This window comes from Sphingosinithalassobacter sp. LHW66-3 (assembly GCF_050703275.1).
GTDB lineage: Bacteria > Pseudomonadota > Alphaproteobacteria > Sphingomonadales > Sphingomonadaceae > Sphingomonas.
The window spans coordinates 558,990-572,651 of the sequence record NZ_CP193482.1 but is presented as its reverse complement, the minus strand read 5'-3'; the positions used below and the strand labels follow the sequence as shown (position 1 = coordinate 572,651).

General features: G+C 67.7%; 15 protein-coding genes. 5 read left to right on the top strand and 10 right to left on the bottom strand.

The annotated features are described in order from the left end of the window. Window positions 1-34: 34 nt before the first annotated feature. From ACQ450_RS02670 to ACQ450_RS02635, 8 genes are all read right to left on the bottom strand, one after another. On the bottom strand, window positions 35-346 hold the full coding sequence (locus ACQ450_RS02670; RefSeq protein ID WP_431471265.1) for a gamma-glutamylcyclotransferase family protein: 312 nt from the start codon (window positions 344-346) through the stop codon (window positions 35-37). Window positions 347-422: 76 nt separating this feature from the next. After that, complete coding sequence (gene putP, locus ACQ450_RS02665; protein WP_431470398.1) at window positions 423-1,925, bottom strand: sodium/proline symporter PutP; 1,503 nt, start codon at window positions 1,923-1,925, stop codon at window positions 423-425. 59 nt (window positions 1,926-1,984) lie between these two features. Then, window positions 1,985-2,260, bottom strand: coding sequence for an acylphosphatase (locus tag ACQ450_RS02660; RefSeq protein ID WP_431470397.1), 276 nt, complete (start codon window positions 2,258-2,260; stop codon window positions 1,985-1,987). Beyond that, window positions 2,257-2,973 carry an NYN domain-containing protein gene (locus ACQ450_RS02655; protein ID WP_188054989.1) on the bottom strand — a complete coding sequence of 239 codons (717 nt, stop codon included), beginning with the start codon at window positions 2,971-2,973 and terminating at the stop codon, window positions 2,257-2,259. The genes ACQ450_RS02660 and ACQ450_RS02655 overlap by 4 nt, the downstream gene beginning before the upstream one ends. A gap of 31 nt (window positions 2,974-3,004) precedes the next feature. After that, window positions 3,005-3,238, bottom strand: coding sequence for a hypothetical protein (locus ACQ450_RS02650; RefSeq protein ID WP_431470396.1), 234 nt, complete (start codon window positions 3,236-3,238; stop codon window positions 3,005-3,007). A gap of 54 nt (window positions 3,239-3,292) precedes the next feature. Then, entirely contained in the window at window positions 3,293-3,568 is a 276-nt protein-coding gene (locus ACQ450_RS02645) for an acylphosphatase (RefSeq protein ID WP_188054987.1), read from the bottom strand. Window positions 3,569-3,678: 110 nt separating this feature from the next. Beyond that, window positions 3,679-4,161, bottom strand: coding sequence for a transcription elongation factor GreB (gene greB, locus ACQ450_RS02640; RefSeq protein WP_431470395.1), 483 nt, complete (start codon window positions 4,159-4,161; stop codon window positions 3,679-3,681). 29 nt (window positions 4,162-4,190) lie between these two features. Beyond that, a complete protein-coding gene (locus ACQ450_RS02635; RefSeq protein ID WP_431470394.1) occupies window positions 4,191-6,200 on the bottom strand; it encodes a lytic transglycosylase domain-containing protein in 2,010 nt (669 codons plus the stop codon). Between the two features lie 71 nt (window positions 6,201-6,271). On the opposite strand from ACQ450_RS02635, the gene dapA reads away from it, so the two are divergent. Continuing rightward, complete coding sequence (gene dapA, locus ACQ450_RS02630) at window positions 6,272-7,153, top strand: 4-hydroxy-tetrahydrodipicolinate synthase (protein ID WP_431470393.1); 882 nt, start codon at window positions 6,272-6,274, stop codon at window positions 7,151-7,153. 49 nt (window positions 7,154-7,202) lie between these two features. Here dapA and ACQ450_RS02625 read toward each other — a convergent pair whose 3' ends face one another. Both ACQ450_RS02625 and ACQ450_RS02620 read right to left on the bottom strand, forming a co-directional pair. After that, window positions 7,203-7,454, bottom strand: a complete 252-nt coding sequence (locus ACQ450_RS02625) for a hypothetical protein (RefSeq protein WP_431470392.1) — start codon at window positions 7,452-7,454, stop codon at window positions 7,203-7,205. 64 nt (window positions 7,455-7,518) lie between these two features. Then, window positions 7,519-7,767: a hypothetical protein gene (locus ACQ450_RS02620; protein ID WP_431470391.1), complete on the bottom strand. Its 249-nt coding sequence runs from the start codon at window positions 7,765-7,767 to the stop codon at window positions 7,519-7,521. Between the two features lie 188 nt (window positions 7,768-7,955). Between ACQ450_RS02620 and smpB the strand changes: the two genes are divergently transcribed. The 4 genes from smpB to ACQ450_RS02600 are packed head-to-tail and all read left to right on the top strand — an operon-like array spanning window position 7,956 to window position 13,578. Then, on the top strand, window positions 7,956-8,435 hold the full coding sequence (gene smpB / locus ACQ450_RS02615) for an SsrA-binding protein SmpB (RefSeq protein WP_188054981.1): 480 nt from the start codon (window positions 7,956-7,958) through the stop codon (window positions 8,433-8,435). Between the two features lie 46 nt (window positions 8,436-8,481). Beyond that, the gene (locus ACQ450_RS02610) at window positions 8,482-8,988 is read left to right on the top strand and encodes a DUF2062 domain-containing protein (RefSeq protein WP_262503963.1); all 507 of its coding nucleotides are present in this window, start codon (window positions 8,482-8,484) and stop codon (window positions 8,986-8,988) included. Window positions 8,989-9,037: 49 nt separating this feature from the next. Beyond that, entirely contained in the window at window positions 9,038-11,128 is a 2,091-nt protein-coding gene (locus tag ACQ450_RS02605) for a M13 family metallopeptidase (RefSeq protein ID WP_431470390.1), read from the top strand. A 59-nt stretch (window positions 11,129-11,187) separates the two neighbouring features. Continuing rightward, on the top strand, window positions 11,188-13,578 hold the full coding sequence (locus ACQ450_RS02600) for a response regulator (RefSeq protein ID WP_431470389.1): 2,391 nt from the start codon (window positions 11,188-11,190) through the stop codon (window positions 13,576-13,578). Window positions 13,579-13,662 lie beyond the last annotated feature (84 nt).

Here is a 13,662-nt window from a genome sequence, read left to right as displayed (position 1 = left end):
CGCAAGCCGCATTGTTCCGCCTCGCCAACGGAGGTCAGCGCCGTCGGCGCCAGCGCCCCGTCGCGATGCGCGGCGCGGTGCCGAGCGGCCGATTGTAGCCATAGGCCCATAGGGTCAGGCCCGAGCGCGTGGTTACGCGGTATCTCAGATACTCCGAGCTGGCCGGATCGCCCTCGTGGAAGTCCTCTACTGCGTCCACATCGGCGAGCAGCCTTGGATCGCGCGTTTCGAAGACTTCGCCGTGCACCCAGCCGCGCCCGCCGAGCAGCGCTCCGGGATAGTCGCCGAAGTCGAACAGCTGACCGCGAATCCAGTCGATGCGGACGAAGCGCGCGCGCCGGCCCAGCTCCAGCGTGCGCCAATAGCGTCCGCCGCGTTGCAGCGTCCCATAGAAGAAGAAACGCTCGACGGGCAGGGCGGGGCTATTCGGCGGCGAGCGGCGCGCGCCGCGGCTCGGGCGCCCTGCCGGCGAGGCTCACCAGCACGATCGCCGCGGTCGCCGCCAGGAAGCCGGGGATGATCTCGTAAATCCCTTCGCCGCCCAGGAAGCTGCTGTTCCAGCCGAGCGCGATCCACAGGATCACCACCGCCGCGCCGGTGACGAGCCCGGCCACCGCGCCTGCGCCGGTCATCCGTTTCCACATCAGCGCAAACAGGATCAGCGGGCCGAAGGCGGCACCGAACCCTGCCCAGGCGTTGGAGACGAGTCCCAGCACTTCGCTCTCGGGATCGAGCGCGATCACGCCCGCCACCACCGCGACGAGCAGCACGCAGACCCGCCCCACGTTCACCATCTCCTTCTCGCTCGCCTGCTTGCGCAGGAACAGCCGATAGAAGTCCTCGGTCAGCGAGCTGGAAGCGACCAGCAGCTGCGACGAGATCGTGCTCATGATCGCGGCGAGCAGCGCGGCGAGCAGGAATCCGGTAATCAGCGGGTGGAACAGCATGTCGGCCAGGACGATGAAGATCGTCTCGGAATTCTCGACCGGAATGCCGTTGCGCTCGGCGAAGGCGCGGCCGGCGATGCCCACGCCGATCGAACCGAGAAGCGCGATTCCCATCCAGCTCATGCCGATGTTGCGCGCGGTCGGCACGTCCTTGAGCGAGCGGATCGCCATGAAGCGAACGATGATGTGCGGCTGGCCGAAATAGCCGAGCCCCCAGGTCACGGCCGAAAGGAAGCCGAGGAAGGTCAGCCCGGCGGTGATGTGAAGGAAGTCGGGATCGATCGCCGTCAGTGCGTTCGTCATCGGGCCGATCCCGCCTTCGCCCAGCGTCGCGACGATCGGCATCAGCACCAGCGCCACCACCATGATGCAGCCCTGGACGAAATCGGTCAGGCTCACTGCCAGGAACCCGCCTACCATCGTATAGGCCAGCACCACGCCCGCGGTGATCCAGATGCCGAAGCTGTAGTCCGTCGCGCCCAGGCTCGCGGGAACGTCGCCGAACAGCCCGGCGAAGCTCGTCTGGAACAGCAGCCCGCCGCCGACGAGACCAGCGGCGGTATAGACCGAGAAGAACACGACGATGATCAGCGCCGAAATGACGCGCAGCGGGATGGCTTGTGTCGGAAAGCGGCGCGACAGGAATTCGGGGATGGTCAGGCTGTCGTCCAGCTCCTCGGTCTGCTGGCGCAGCCGCGGCGCGACGAGGATCCAGTTGGCGAAGGCGCCGATGAACAGTCCGATGCCGATCCACGCCTCGACGAGGCCGGTGGCATAAAGGGCGCCGGGCAGGCCCAGCAGCAGCCAGCCGGACATGTCCGACGCGCCTGCCGACAGCGCGGCGACCGAAGGGGGAAGCTGGCGTCCGCCGAGCAGATATCCTTCGCTGTCGTCGGTCGATTTGGCCCAGGCATAGACGCCGATGGCCAGCATCGCGATGAAGTAGATGGCGAGGCTTACGATCGTTCCTGTCTGCATGGCGGCGTTGCCTAGCGCGCTGCAGCAGAAAAGGCCACCCGTGCGACCCTAGCGATGAGTTACAGGGTGGGACGGACGAAGAATTCCCCGGCTTCGGGTGCCTGCGCATCCTCGCTTCGCACGCCGCGGACCTGCGCGGCGGGCGGGCCCTGCACCAGCGATTGTGCCAGCCGGTCGAGCGCGTCTTGGTCGCCGTGCGCGACGATTTCGACGCTTCCGTCGGATCGGTTTCGAACCCAGCCGGTCAGCTCCAGCGCCCGCGCCCGGTGCGCCGTCCAGTCGCGATAGCCGACGCCCTGCACACGGCCGGTGACCAGGTAGCGCCGCGCGATCACCGCAGCCGCTTCACATAGACGCCGCCGCTGCGATGCTCGGTCTGGAAATTGGGGATCTTCTCGATCAGGTCCGAAAGCCGGCTGTAGCCATAGTTGCGCACGTCGAAGCTCGATCGATTGCCCGCGCGCTGGCCGACGTCGGACAGGCTGGCGTAGCCGCGTTCGTCGCGCTTCGCGCTGTTATAGGCATCGACCAGCAGCTTGAGCAGCGTCTCGTCCACGGCCCCGTCCGCCGAAACCGGAGCAGGCGAGTCGGCCTCGCGCGCACTCGGCTTCATCAGCGCCGCGACGTCGATGAATCGCGTGCACGCCTGGCGGAATCCCTCCGGAGTCCGAGGCGTTCCGAAGCCATAGACCGGCAATCCTTCCTGCCGGATCCGCATCGCCAGCGGCATGAAGTCGCTGTCCGACGAGAGGATGCCGAACCCGGTCACTCGCCCGTGGAACAGCAGGTCCATCGCATCGACCGTCATCTTCATGTCGGTCGCGTTCTTGCCCTTGGTGATGTCGAACTGCTGATAGGGCTCGATGCCGTGGCGCAGCGTCATGTCGGCCCAGCCCTTGAGCGACTGTTTGCGCCAGTTGCCATAGACTCGGCGGATGTTGACGGTGCCGAGCTCGGCCAGCACCGTCAGCACCGGGTCGATCGATTGCGGTGAGGCGTTGTCGGCGTCGATCAGCAGCGCGACATTGCCTTCGGGGGGCTTGTTCATCGGGCGGGCGTAGCGTTCGGCTGCGCTGTTGTCACATGTCGCCCCGGCGGTCCTTCGGATAGCGCGCGTCGTTCTCGATATCGTCGGCCTTGGTCACGCGGGTATGCGTCTCGGGCTTGTCGACGCGTGCCAGCTCGTCGCGGGTGCCCACGTCGCGCTGCAGATTGCCGCCTTCGCGGCCGGTCTTGTCGGGGGCGCCGCCGGCATTGTCGATGATGTCGCTGTCGTCATTGTCGCGGGCGGTTCGGATGCGCGGGTTTTCCATGGCGTATCTCCTTTTCACCGGAGACAATGGCCGAGACCGTGCCCGCGTTCCGCCTCAACCGGTAAGCCTTTTGGTAAACCCCTTGGCGCTCACCGGCGGCACCGTTTCGATCTGCACGTCGCTCACCCGTGCGCGCGGCGGTCCCGTGCGGCAATCGTCGGCGAAGGCGTCGATCGCGTTGTCGTCGCCCTGGGCCAGGATTTCCACGCGCCCGTCGTTCACATAGCGGACCCAGCCAGTGAGATTCCACTCGCGCGCGATGCGCACCGCCCAGTCGCGAAAGCCCACATTCTGCACCGCACCACTTACCACCAACTTCCGCGAACCCATTGATCTCTACTCCGAACCGGCGCGCGAGATCGCGCGCGGAGCACCCTGTAGGCGGGGCGGGAGCGCAAGTGAAACCCGTTCCGGCGTGCATTCGCCACGCATCGGCGCGGTCAGGCGCCGGGATAGGCGATCGCGACGATCTCATATTCCCGGTCGCCCGCCGGCAGCCGCACGATCCGCAGGTCGCCCACCGCCGCGCCGCGCAGCGCACGCGCGATCGGCGCATTCCAGCCGATCCGTCCCGCCGCGGCATCGGCTTCGTCGTCGCCCACCAGCGTCAGCGTCCGCTGCGCGTCGTCCTCGTCGGCGATCGTCACGGTGGCGCCGAAATAGACGCGGTCGCGATCGGGCTGCCGCGCCGGATCGACCACCTGGGCGGCCTTCATCTTGCGCGAGAGACGATTGAGCGTCCGGTCGATCTCGCGCAGCCGCTTGCGGCCGTAGAGATAATCGCCGTTCTCCGAACGATCGCCGTTGCCTGCCGCCCAGGCGATCGTCTCGACCACCTTGGGCCGCTCGACCGCGAACAGCGCGTCATATTCGGCCTTCAGCGCCGAATAGCCCGCGGGCGTGATGTAATTGGGGCGGTCCATGGTCTCTGTCGTCCCGGGCGCGGGGTTGGTCAGCCCGGAGTGTTCTTTCCGAGGTACCAGCTCAGATTGTTCGGCCCGCGCGACCGCGCCCGCTCCGGGTTCATGAGGTCGTACACGACCGCATTCTCCAGCACCCGCTGAACATAGTTCTTGGTCTCGAAGATCGGGATGTTCTCGATCCATTCGAGCGTGTCGACGGAGGGAAGCCGCGGATCGCCGTTGGCGCGGATCCAGCGGTTCACATTGCCGGGGCCCGCGTTGTACGCCGCCACCGCCAGCGGATAGCTGCCGGCGTAATAGTCGAGCATGCGCTGGAAATAGCTCGATCCCAGCTGGATATTGTAATCGGTGTCGCTGGTCAGCGATTCCCGATTATAGCCCAGGCCCAGCTGGCCGGCGACTTCGCGCGCGGTGCCCGGCATCAGCTGCATCAGCCCGCGCGCGCCGGCGTGGCTCACTGCGGCGCGATCGAACTGGCTTTCCTGGCGCGCGATGGCGTGGATGATCGTCCAGTAGTCCTGCTGCGAAGCGGGCACGCGCACCGAAGGATATCCGGCGGCGGTAAAATCCGAATAGCCGCTCTGCAGCGCCGAGCGCCCCACCATCACGCCCAGATCCGGCCGGTTGATCGCGCGCGACAGTTCGGCGGCGAGCGCATGATCGGAGTCGCTCTCGGCGGCGCTGGCGATCTGGCGGACGAACAGGCTCTGTTCCTCCCAGGCGCCCATCGTCCCCAGCATCTGCGCGGCGCGGACGATCTCGCGGTTGAAGAAGGCCTCGCGCTCGGCATCGGCGACCGTGCTGGTGTCGAGCGGGGCAGGGGCGCGCAGCGCGCCGCCGGTCCGCTCCAGCGCGAGCTGGCCGTAATAGAGGTCGGGAAAACCCGCCGCGCGCTGGTAGAAGGCGGCGGCGGCGGCCTCGTCGCCCGCAACTTCGGCCGCGCGGCCGGCCCAATAGAGGCCCTTTGACTGAGTCTGCGGAGTCCGCGATCCGCCGGCGTAGCGGGCGAACATGCCCACCGCGTCCTGCGGGCGACCGAGCTCGCGCATCGCCGTGGTGCCTGCGAGCCACACCAGGCTCGTGTAATCGTCGCGCTCGCCATAGGGGCGGTCGCTCACATCGGTGCCCGCCGGATAGGCGTCGTCGACCTGGCTGGCGATCCGATAGGCGAGCTGGTGCTGCCCGTCGTTCGATGCCGCGCGCGCCGCCGCCAGCAGCACTTCATACCATTCCTCGACATCGCCGGGCAGCGCGCTCAGCTGGCGCGGCTGCGCGAGGATCTGGCGCATCGTCGCGCTCTGGCCATTGTTGCGCAGCCAGCTCGCCCGGTCGGCAATGAAGCCGGGATCGGCACGCCCCCTGTCGTCGACCGCGCCCGAAAGCTCGTCGACATTCGCCGCGTCGGTGCGGAAGGCGAGTCGGGCAGCGAACACCGGCCGCTTGTCGGGGGAGACCATGCCGATCAGCCGTTCGGCCGCGCTCGTGGAATCGTTCCACAACAGCATGTCCATCCGCGCGTCATGATCGGCGGGGCGCAGCGCGCTCGAGAAGCGTCCGATCAGCGCAGCCTCGTCCTCGGGGCGCAGCCGGCTCGTCCGCCATGCAGTGCGCGCCTGCTCGGCGGCGGCCTCCATCTCGCCGCGCGCGGCGAGCGCCTCGGCATAGCGCAGATGCCCGGCGCCGGTCAGCGGCGGGAAACGCTCGAAGAAGCGGATCGCGAGCGATGCCGCATCCTCGCCCGAGCCCAGGATCGTCTCGGCCGCCGCTCGGCGGCTCGTCTCGCCCGGCCAGCCCGGGTGAAGCAGCAGGAAGTTCGCGTAATCGGCGAAAGGATAGCTGTCCGACTGTTGCAGCCGCTTCCATTCGACCAGCGCCTCGGCGAGCTGGTCGCTCTGGATATAGCCGGGCGCCTGGCGCGGCGCGGCGCTTTCCAGCCGCTCGGCATACCATTGGATCTGCTCGCGAGTCAGCTCGGAGGTCGCTGCGAGGCCCGAGACACTCGCCAGCAGAAGCGTGTTCTTGAGAAGCGAAGCCAGCATGCTGGACAACATAAGGAATCCGGCCCTATCTGCCAGTCCTGATTTTCCCGTCCTGGAGCTTTTCGGAGCGCATGTTTTCCGGTTCGATTCCCGCGCTTGCCACGCCGTTCCGCAATGGTTTCTTCGCCGAATCCGAGTTTCGCGCGCTGATCGACTGGCAGATCGCGGAGGGCTCCTCGGCGCTGGTCCCGTGCGGCACCACGGGCGAAGCGGCCACCATGACGATCGAGGAGCACGATCATGTCGTGCGAGTCTGCGTCGAGCAGGCGGCGGGGCGGGTGCCGGTGATCGCCGGCTGCGGCTCGAACGACACCAGCGTCGCGCTGCACCACATCCATCGCGCGAAGGAAGCCGGAGCCGCCGCGGCGCTGCTCGTCCCGCCCTATTACAATCGCCCGAACCAGGAAGGCGTGTTCCGCCATTTCGAAGTATTGGCGCGCGACGGCGGCCTGCCGATCCTGCTCTACAACGTCCCCGCGCGAACGGTCACCGACATCGCCGTCGAGACGATGGCGCGGATCAGAAAGGCGTTTCCGGAAGTGATCGTCGGCGTGAAGGACGCCACCGGCGTGATCGGCCGGATATCGGCGCAGCGCGAGGCGTGCGGGCCGGATTTCTGCCAGCTTTCAGGGAATGACGAGACGGCGCTCGCAGTCATGGCGATGGGTGGCAGCGGCTGCATCTCGGTGACTGCCAATGTCGCGCCAAGGCTCTGCGCGGAGTTCCAGGCGGCGTGCGCGTCGGGCGATTATGCCCGAGCGCTGGCCTATCAGGACAGGCTCTTCCCGCTGCACTGCGCGCTGTTCAGCGACGCGTCGCCGGGGCCGGTCAAATATGCGCTGTCGGTGGTTCGACCGGATTTTCCCGCCGAACTGCGGCTGCCAATGACCGAGCCCTCGGCCGCGAGCAAAAAGGCCGTCGACGCGGCACTCGCACACGCCAAGCTCGCCTGACGCTGGGGTCAGGCGAGCGATTCGGCTTCAGCGTCCCCTGACGCAGGCGTCAGGGGCTGTCGGGTTCGTCCTCTTCGTCGGTCGCGACCACGCCCGCGACAACGGCAGCGACGCCGATTGCGATGGCAAGGCCGATGCCTACGCCTTCGCCGCCGATCTGATCGTTGCCGACGCTATCGGTGCTGGCGCGGGTCTGAGCCTGGGCAGCGGAGAGCACCGACTGCGGATCGCCGCTGGCGGCGAGCGCGGGCGTTGCGGAAAGGCTGAGCGCCGCAGTGACGGCTATAAGCGTACGGATCATGAAACTACCTCGTTAGGAGAGAAGATGGATCCCGGATCGGCGGACGATCTCAGGGGCTATCGGCTCAGGGGCTATCGGGCTCGTCTTCGGAGTCGGCGACGACGATCGCTGCGCCCGCGATGATCCCGACGACACCGATGATGACGCCGATGCCGGGGCTGGCCATCTGGTCCGAGCTCTCGTCGGAAGCCGTCGCGGCGCGCGCCACGCTTGAAGACGTCGCCGAAGCAGGATCTGCGGCGAGCGCGGGCTGCGCCGCGGCGGACACTGCGAGCAGGGACCCAAGCAGGCCAGTCACGAGATTGGAGCGCATGAATTCTTCTCCCACATAACAGAATGCTGCAACGCACCCTGAGCGGAGCCGTTCCGTCGCCGGACGGTCAGGAAACGCTGAAAAGTCGTTTTTCCCGCAAGATGCGCCAGGGCGAGGCGGGGCTGCGCCGGAGCGTGCGGCGGGGCGCCCTTTCCATCGGCGGTGCCGGTGTCTACATGCGCCTCCCCATGGCTCGTCCCCGTCCCCCCGCAGAAAAGGTCAAGACCGTCGCCGAAAACCGGCGCGCGCGGTTCGATTATGCCATCGAAACCGTCTATGAAGCAGGGATCGTGCTGAGCGGTACCGAAGTGAAATCGCTGCGTTTCGGCGAGGGTTCAATCGCCGAGAGCTATGCCGAGGTGCGGGGCGAGGAAGTCTGGCTGGTCAATTCGAACATTCCCGAATTCAGCCACGGAAATCGCTTCAATCACGAGCCGAAGCGCCCGCGTAAATTGCTCCTTCATGAAAGGGAGATCAACAAGCTCCACGGCGCCGTCGCCCGCGAGGGGATGACGCTCGTGCCGCTCAGCATCTATTTCAATGGACGCGGGCGCGCGAAAGTGGAACTGGCGCTCGCCAAGGGCAAGAAGACGCATGACAAGCGGGAGGCGATCAAGGAGCGGGACTGGAAGCGCGAGCAGGGACGACTGCTCCGCGATCGCGGCTGATTCGCCGCCCGCGCCGAACCGCTTCGGCAGCTGGGTCGCGCGCCAGATGCCGACTCGCGAGACGATCGAATCGCATCGCTGGTCGCGGCCTTTCGCCCGCCGCATCATGGCGCCGTCGCTCTGGCGCTTCACCCGCCGCTCGGTGCCGCGCGGCGTCGCGCTCGGCATCGCCACCGGCATTCTGATCCCGATGGGGCAGATCCCGGCCGCCGCGGTGCTTGCGCTGCCGCTCCGCGCGAACATTCCCGCGGCCGCCGCCACCACCTTCGTCACCAATCCGGTCACCACGCCGCCGCTCTGGGTCGGCGCCTATTGGCTCGGCAGCTGGATGCTCGACCTGAAGGGCGCGCTGCCCGGAATCTCGGCGCCCGAGCAGAGCTGGACCGACTGGATCGTCGCCGAGGCCGGCCCCGCGACTCTCGCGGGCCTGCTCACCATCACGCTGGCGCTGGGCCTCCTCGGCTATCTCGCCAGCGCGATCGGCTGGCGGCTGTGGGTCGCCCGCAAATGGCGGCGGCGCGGCGCCCGGCGATCGCTGCTGCCGTTTGACTGAGCGTAGGAGCTACGTAATACAGCGGCACATGCCTTTCCAAGGAGTTCCCATGCGCCGCCTGCTGCTCGCCACCACCTTGTTCGCCACGCCCGCGCTGCTCGCGGGCTGCACCCGCGCCGAACGGCCCGCCCCCGCGGCGGTCGCCCAGCAGACGCAGACCGTCGGCGAAGCCGCCGTCGGCCCCGTCACGCCCGCTCCGGCGCCCGCGCCGCAGATCGGCAGCTTCGGTTTCGACGTCGCCGGCATGGACCGCAGCGTCGCGGCGGGCGAGGATTTCTACGCCTATGCCAACGGCACCTGGGCGCGCACCACCGAAATCCCGTCGGACAAGTCGAACTTCGGCATGTTCAGCGTGCTCGCCGATCTGTCGCAGGAGCGCACGCATTCGATCCTTGAAGAGGCCAGGGCCGAAGGGTCGAAGATCGGCACCGCCTATGCCGCCTATCTCGACCGTCAGGCGATCGACGCGCGCGGGCTCGAGCCGATCCGCCCCTGGCTGAACCGCATCGCCGGGATCACCGACACCGGCGCCTATGCCGCGCTTGCCGCCGAGGCGGATCGCGCCGGCATTCCCATCCCCTTCGCCACCTATGTCGGTCAGGACGACAAGAATCCCGAAGTCTATGCGCTCAGCCTCGCCCAGGCGGGGCTCGGCATGCCCGACCGCGACTATTATCTTTCCGACGAGGCGCGGCTCACCGAAACCCGCAACGCCTATCGCGAGCATCTCGCGCGCGTGCTGACGCTGGCGGGCGAGCCGAATGCCGCGGAACGCGCGCAGGCGATCCTTGATTTCGAAACCGCGATCGCGCGGGCGCATTGGACCCGCGTCGACAGCCGCGATGCCGACAAGACCTACAACAAGATGACGGTCGCCGATCTCACGACGCGCGCGCCCGGCTTCGATTTCGTGCGCTATTTCGAAGGCATCGGCGCGCCGGTCGATTCGGTGATCGTCGCCCAACCGAGCGCGGTCGAGGGGATCGCGCAGCTGATCGCCGACACGCCGGTCCAGGTGCTGCGCGACCAGCTGATGGTCCGCTCGCTCGACAGTTTCGCCGACGTGCTGCCGACTGCCTTCGACGACGCGCAGTTCGCCTTTTACGGCACCACCCTGTCGGGCACGCCCGAGCAGCAGGCCCGCTGGAAGCGCGCGGTCGATTTCACCTCGGCGGCGCTCGCCGACGAAGTGAGCCAGGAATATGTCGCGCGCTATTTCCCGCCCGAGACCAAGGCGGCGGCGGACGAGCTGGTCCAGAACGTCATCGCGGCGATGGGCGATCGCATCCGCGGGCTCGACTGGATGTCGGCCGAGACGAAGGAGCGCGCGCTTGCCAAGCTCGCCGCCTTCACGCCCAAGATCGGCTATCCCGATCGCTGGCGCGACTATTCGAACCTCGAGATCCGCCCCGGCGATGCCTTCGGCAACAATTGGCGCGCGAACCAGTGGGCGCATAATTACAACGTCGGGAAGCTCGGCCAGCCGATCTATCGCTGGGAATGGGGCATGACCCCGATGACGGTGAACGCCTATGCCAATTTCGGCATGGTCGAGATCGTCTTCCCCGCCGCGATTCTCCAGCCGCCGTTCTTCGATCCGAATGCCGATCCGGCGCTCAACTATGGCGGCATCGGCGCGGTGATCGGGCACGAGATCAGCCATCATTTCGACGATCAGGGCTCGAAATACGATGCCACCGGCCAGCTCGAGCAGTGGTGGACGCCCGAGGATCTCGCCGCGTTCGAAGCGCGCACCGCGGCGCTCAGCGCGCAGTATGACGCCTATGAGCCGCTGCCCGGCATGCGGGTGCAGGGCGATCTGACGCTGGGCGAGAACGTCGCCGACCTCGCCGGCCTCACCGTCGCGCACAAGGCCTATCGCGATTCGCTCGGCGGACAGGAGCCGCCGGTGCTCGACGGCTTCACCGGCGATCAGCGTTTCTATCTCGGCTGGGCACAGGTGTGGCGGCGCAACTATCGCGAGGCAAACCTGCGCCAGCGGCTGCTCACCGATCCGCATTCGCCGTCGCAGCAGCGCACCTGGGTCGTTCGCAATCTCGATCCCTGGTACAGCGCGTTCGATCCCCAGCCGAGCCAGCAGCTCTATCTCGAGCCGGCCGAGCGCGTGAACATCTGGTGATCCCGGGCCGGAGCCGCGCGCCCGCTTGACCGGCGCGCGGCTCGGGCACAGGACGGGGCATGGCCACGCTTCCCGCCGGTTCCAAGCCCGTTCGCAATCGCACCCCGCTGCCGCTCGCCGCTGCGCTCGTCGCGGGGATCGCGGCGGCCGGGCTGATCCTCACGACGATCGGCGATCGTGCGCTCGCGGTCGGCTTCGTCGCCGCCGGACTGTTGATCGCCGGCGGGCTCTATACGTTCCGGCGGCTGTTCGCGTCCGATGCCTCAGCCGAGCCCGTCGTCGACTGGGCCGTCGCCCACGCGCTCGCGGCGGCGAGCGACGACGCGCTCGCCGTCACCGATCGCGCCGGCCGGTTGGTCTGCGCCAACGCCCGCTACGAATCGCTGTTCGGCGGCTTTCCGACGCCGCCCAGCCTGCCCGTCGGCGATGCCGCGCTATCGGCGCTCGGCGCCGCGGGTCGTGCCGCCTGGCGCGACGGCAGCGGCCGCACCGACACGCTCGACGTCTCCGGCGCGCGCGTCACCGCCAGTGTCGAACGGGTGAATGACGAGATGCTCGTCTGGCGCTTCGCCGGCGTTCAGGCGGTCGATCTCGCCCAGACCGTCCAGACCCTCATTGCCGGCCACACCGGCGATCGTCTCGCCTCGGCCGGAGTGATGACTGCGCTTGTCTCGCCCGAGGGGCGGGTGCGCGCCGCGAACCGCGTGCTGCGCCTGCGCGCGATGGGGCATGAGGAAGCTGCGATCGAGGGGCGCGATTTCACGCGCTTCCTCATCACCGACAGCAGCGGACAGGTCCGTTTCGAGCGCGAGGGGACGACCGGCACGCCGCTGCGCGTGCTTCAGATTCCGTTCCTCGACGGCGAGGACGCCCCGATGCTGGTGGCGCTGCTCGACGAAGAGACGAGCGCAGTGAACTCGCCCGCGATCGGCGGCAGCGCCAGCGCGCATGTCCGCTCGCTCATCTCGCTGCTTCCGCTCGGCATGGCGCTGGTCGATCGCGACGGCCGCTTCGTCCATATGAACGACGCCTTCGTGCGGGCGACGCGCGTCAATGCCGCTGCCCCGCCGCTCTATCCGGGCGATCTGGTCGTGCGCGAGGACAAGGCCGCGCTCGCCGATGCGGTCCGCCGCTTCGCCGGCGGTGCCGCGCATGCGACCGACATGGCGATCCGCCTCGCCGATGCGCCCGAGGAGCCGGTCGCCGTCTCGATCGCCGCCGCGCGCGGGCTCGGCGAGGCGGCGGTCCTCATCAGCCTCAAGGATTCGGGGGAGGAGGGCAAGCTCAAGCGCCAGGTCGCGCAGGCGACGAAGATGCAGGCGGTCGGCCAGCTCGCCGGAGGCGTCGCGCATGATTTCAACAACATCCTCACCGCGATCATCGGCCATTGCGATCTGATGCTGATGCGCCATTCGCCCGGCGACAGCGACTATGACGACATTCAGCAGATCCGCGCCAATTCGAATCGCGCCGCCAGCCTGACGCGCCAGCTGCTCGCCTTTTCGCGTCAGCAGACGCTGCGGCCGCAGGTGCTCCAGCTGCCCGACGTGATCTCCGAAGTCTCGAACCTGCTCAAGCGGCTGCTCGGCGAGACCGTCCGGCTTGAGGTCAAGCACGGCCGCAATCTCGGTCCGGTCCGCGCCGATCCGGGGCAGCTCGAACAGGTCGTCGTCAATCTAGCCGTCAACGCGCGCGACGCGATGCTCGCCAAGAATCCCAGCGGTGGCGGCATGCTCACGATCGAGACGATGACGGTCACCGCCGCCGACGTGCGCCAGATGGAGGAGGATGTCCTTCCGCTCGCCGATTATACCGCGCTGCGCATTTCGGACACCGGGACGGGTATTCCGCCCGACGTGCTTCCCAAGATCTTCGAGCCCTTCTTCACGACCAAGGAAGTGGGCAAGGGCACCGGCCTCGGCCTCTCGACTGTCTATGGCATCATCAAGCAGTCGGGTGGTTTCATCTTCGCCGAAAGCGAGCCGGGGCAGGGGACCGCCTTCACCATCTATCTCCCCGTCCACGCCGCCGCGGAGGCGAGCAAGGCACCCGCCGCGCCGAAGGAGAAGCCCGCCGATCTCTGGGGCAGCGGCACGGTGCTGGTGGTCGAGGACGAGGATATGGTGCGCGCGGTCGCCGAGCGTGCGCTCACGCGCCAGGGCTATACCGTGCTGACTGCCGAGAACGGCGAAGTCGCGCTCGAACTGCTCGAGCGGTGCGACAAGCCCGATCTGCTGGTGTCGGACGTGGTGATGCCGTCGATGGACGGGCCGACGATGGCGCGCCGCGTGCGGGCGCGCTATCCCGATATCCCGATCCTCTTCATGTCGGGCTATGCCGAGGAACAGCTGCGCAAGTCGATCGATCTCGACAATATCGCCTTCCTCCCCAAGCCCTTTTCCGTCCAGCAGCTCGCCGAGGCCGCGCGCGACGTTCTTGCAACGAAATGAAGTCTTTGGCATGGGCTGGACTGCCGTAGCGTGTGCGGCGAGTGGGGGAGTATGTGTCGAATGCGCCTTTGTGGGTCCGGGCAC

What these genes read in the sequence shown, in the direction of transcription:
- greB (WP_431470395.1), bottom strand. Translation starts at nt 4,161, where the DNA reads ATGGACCGCCCCAATTACATCACGCCCGCGGGCTATTCGGCGCTGAAG.
- ACQ450_RS02625 (WP_431470392.1), bottom strand. Translation starts at nt 7,454, where the DNA reads ATGATCCGTACGCTTATAGCCGTCACTGCGGCGCTCAGCCTTTCCGCA.
- ACQ450_RS02605 (WP_431470390.1), top strand. Translation starts at nt 9,038, where the DNA reads ATGCGCCGCCTGCTGCTCGCCACCACCTTGTTCGCCACGCCCGCGCTG.
- ACQ450_RS02620 (WP_431470391.1), bottom strand. Translation starts at nt 7,767, where the DNA reads ATGCGCTCCAATCTCGTGACTGGCCTGCTTGGGTCCCTGCTCGCAGTG.
- ACQ450_RS02650 (WP_431470396.1), bottom strand. Translation starts at nt 3,238, where the DNA reads ATGGAAAACCCGCGCATCCGAACCGCCCGCGACAATGACGACAGCGAC.
- ACQ450_RS02655 (WP_188054989.1), bottom strand. Translation starts at nt 2,973, where the DNA reads ATGAACAAGCCCCCCGAAGGCAATGTCGCGCTGCTGATCGACGCCGAC.
- ACQ450_RS02610 (WP_262503963.1), top strand. Translation starts at nt 8,482, where the DNA reads ATGCCGACTCGCGAGACGATCGAATCGCATCGCTGGTCGCGGCCTTTC.
- ACQ450_RS02645 (WP_188054987.1), bottom strand. Translation starts at nt 3,568, where the DNA reads ATGGGTTCGCGGAAGTTGGTGGTAAGTGGTGCGGTGCAGAATGTGGGC.
- smpB (WP_188054981.1), top strand. Translation starts at nt 7,956, where the DNA reads ATGGCTCGTCCCCGTCCCCCCGCAGAAAAGGTCAAGACCGTCGCCGAA.
- ACQ450_RS02600 (WP_431470389.1), top strand. Translation starts at nt 11,188, where the DNA reads ATGGCCACGCTTCCCGCCGGTTCCAAGCCCGTTCGCAATCGCACCCCG.
- dapA (WP_431470393.1), top strand. Translation starts at nt 6,272, where the DNA reads ATGTTTTCCGGTTCGATTCCCGCGCTTGCCACGCCGTTCCGCAATGGT.
- putP (WP_431470398.1), bottom strand. Translation starts at nt 1,925, where the DNA reads ATGCAGACAGGAACGATCGTAAGCCTCGCCATCTACTTCATCGCGATG.
- ACQ450_RS02635 (WP_431470394.1), bottom strand. Translation starts at nt 6,200, where the DNA reads ATGCTGGCTTCGCTTCTCAAGAACACGCTTCTGCTGGCGAGTGTCTCG.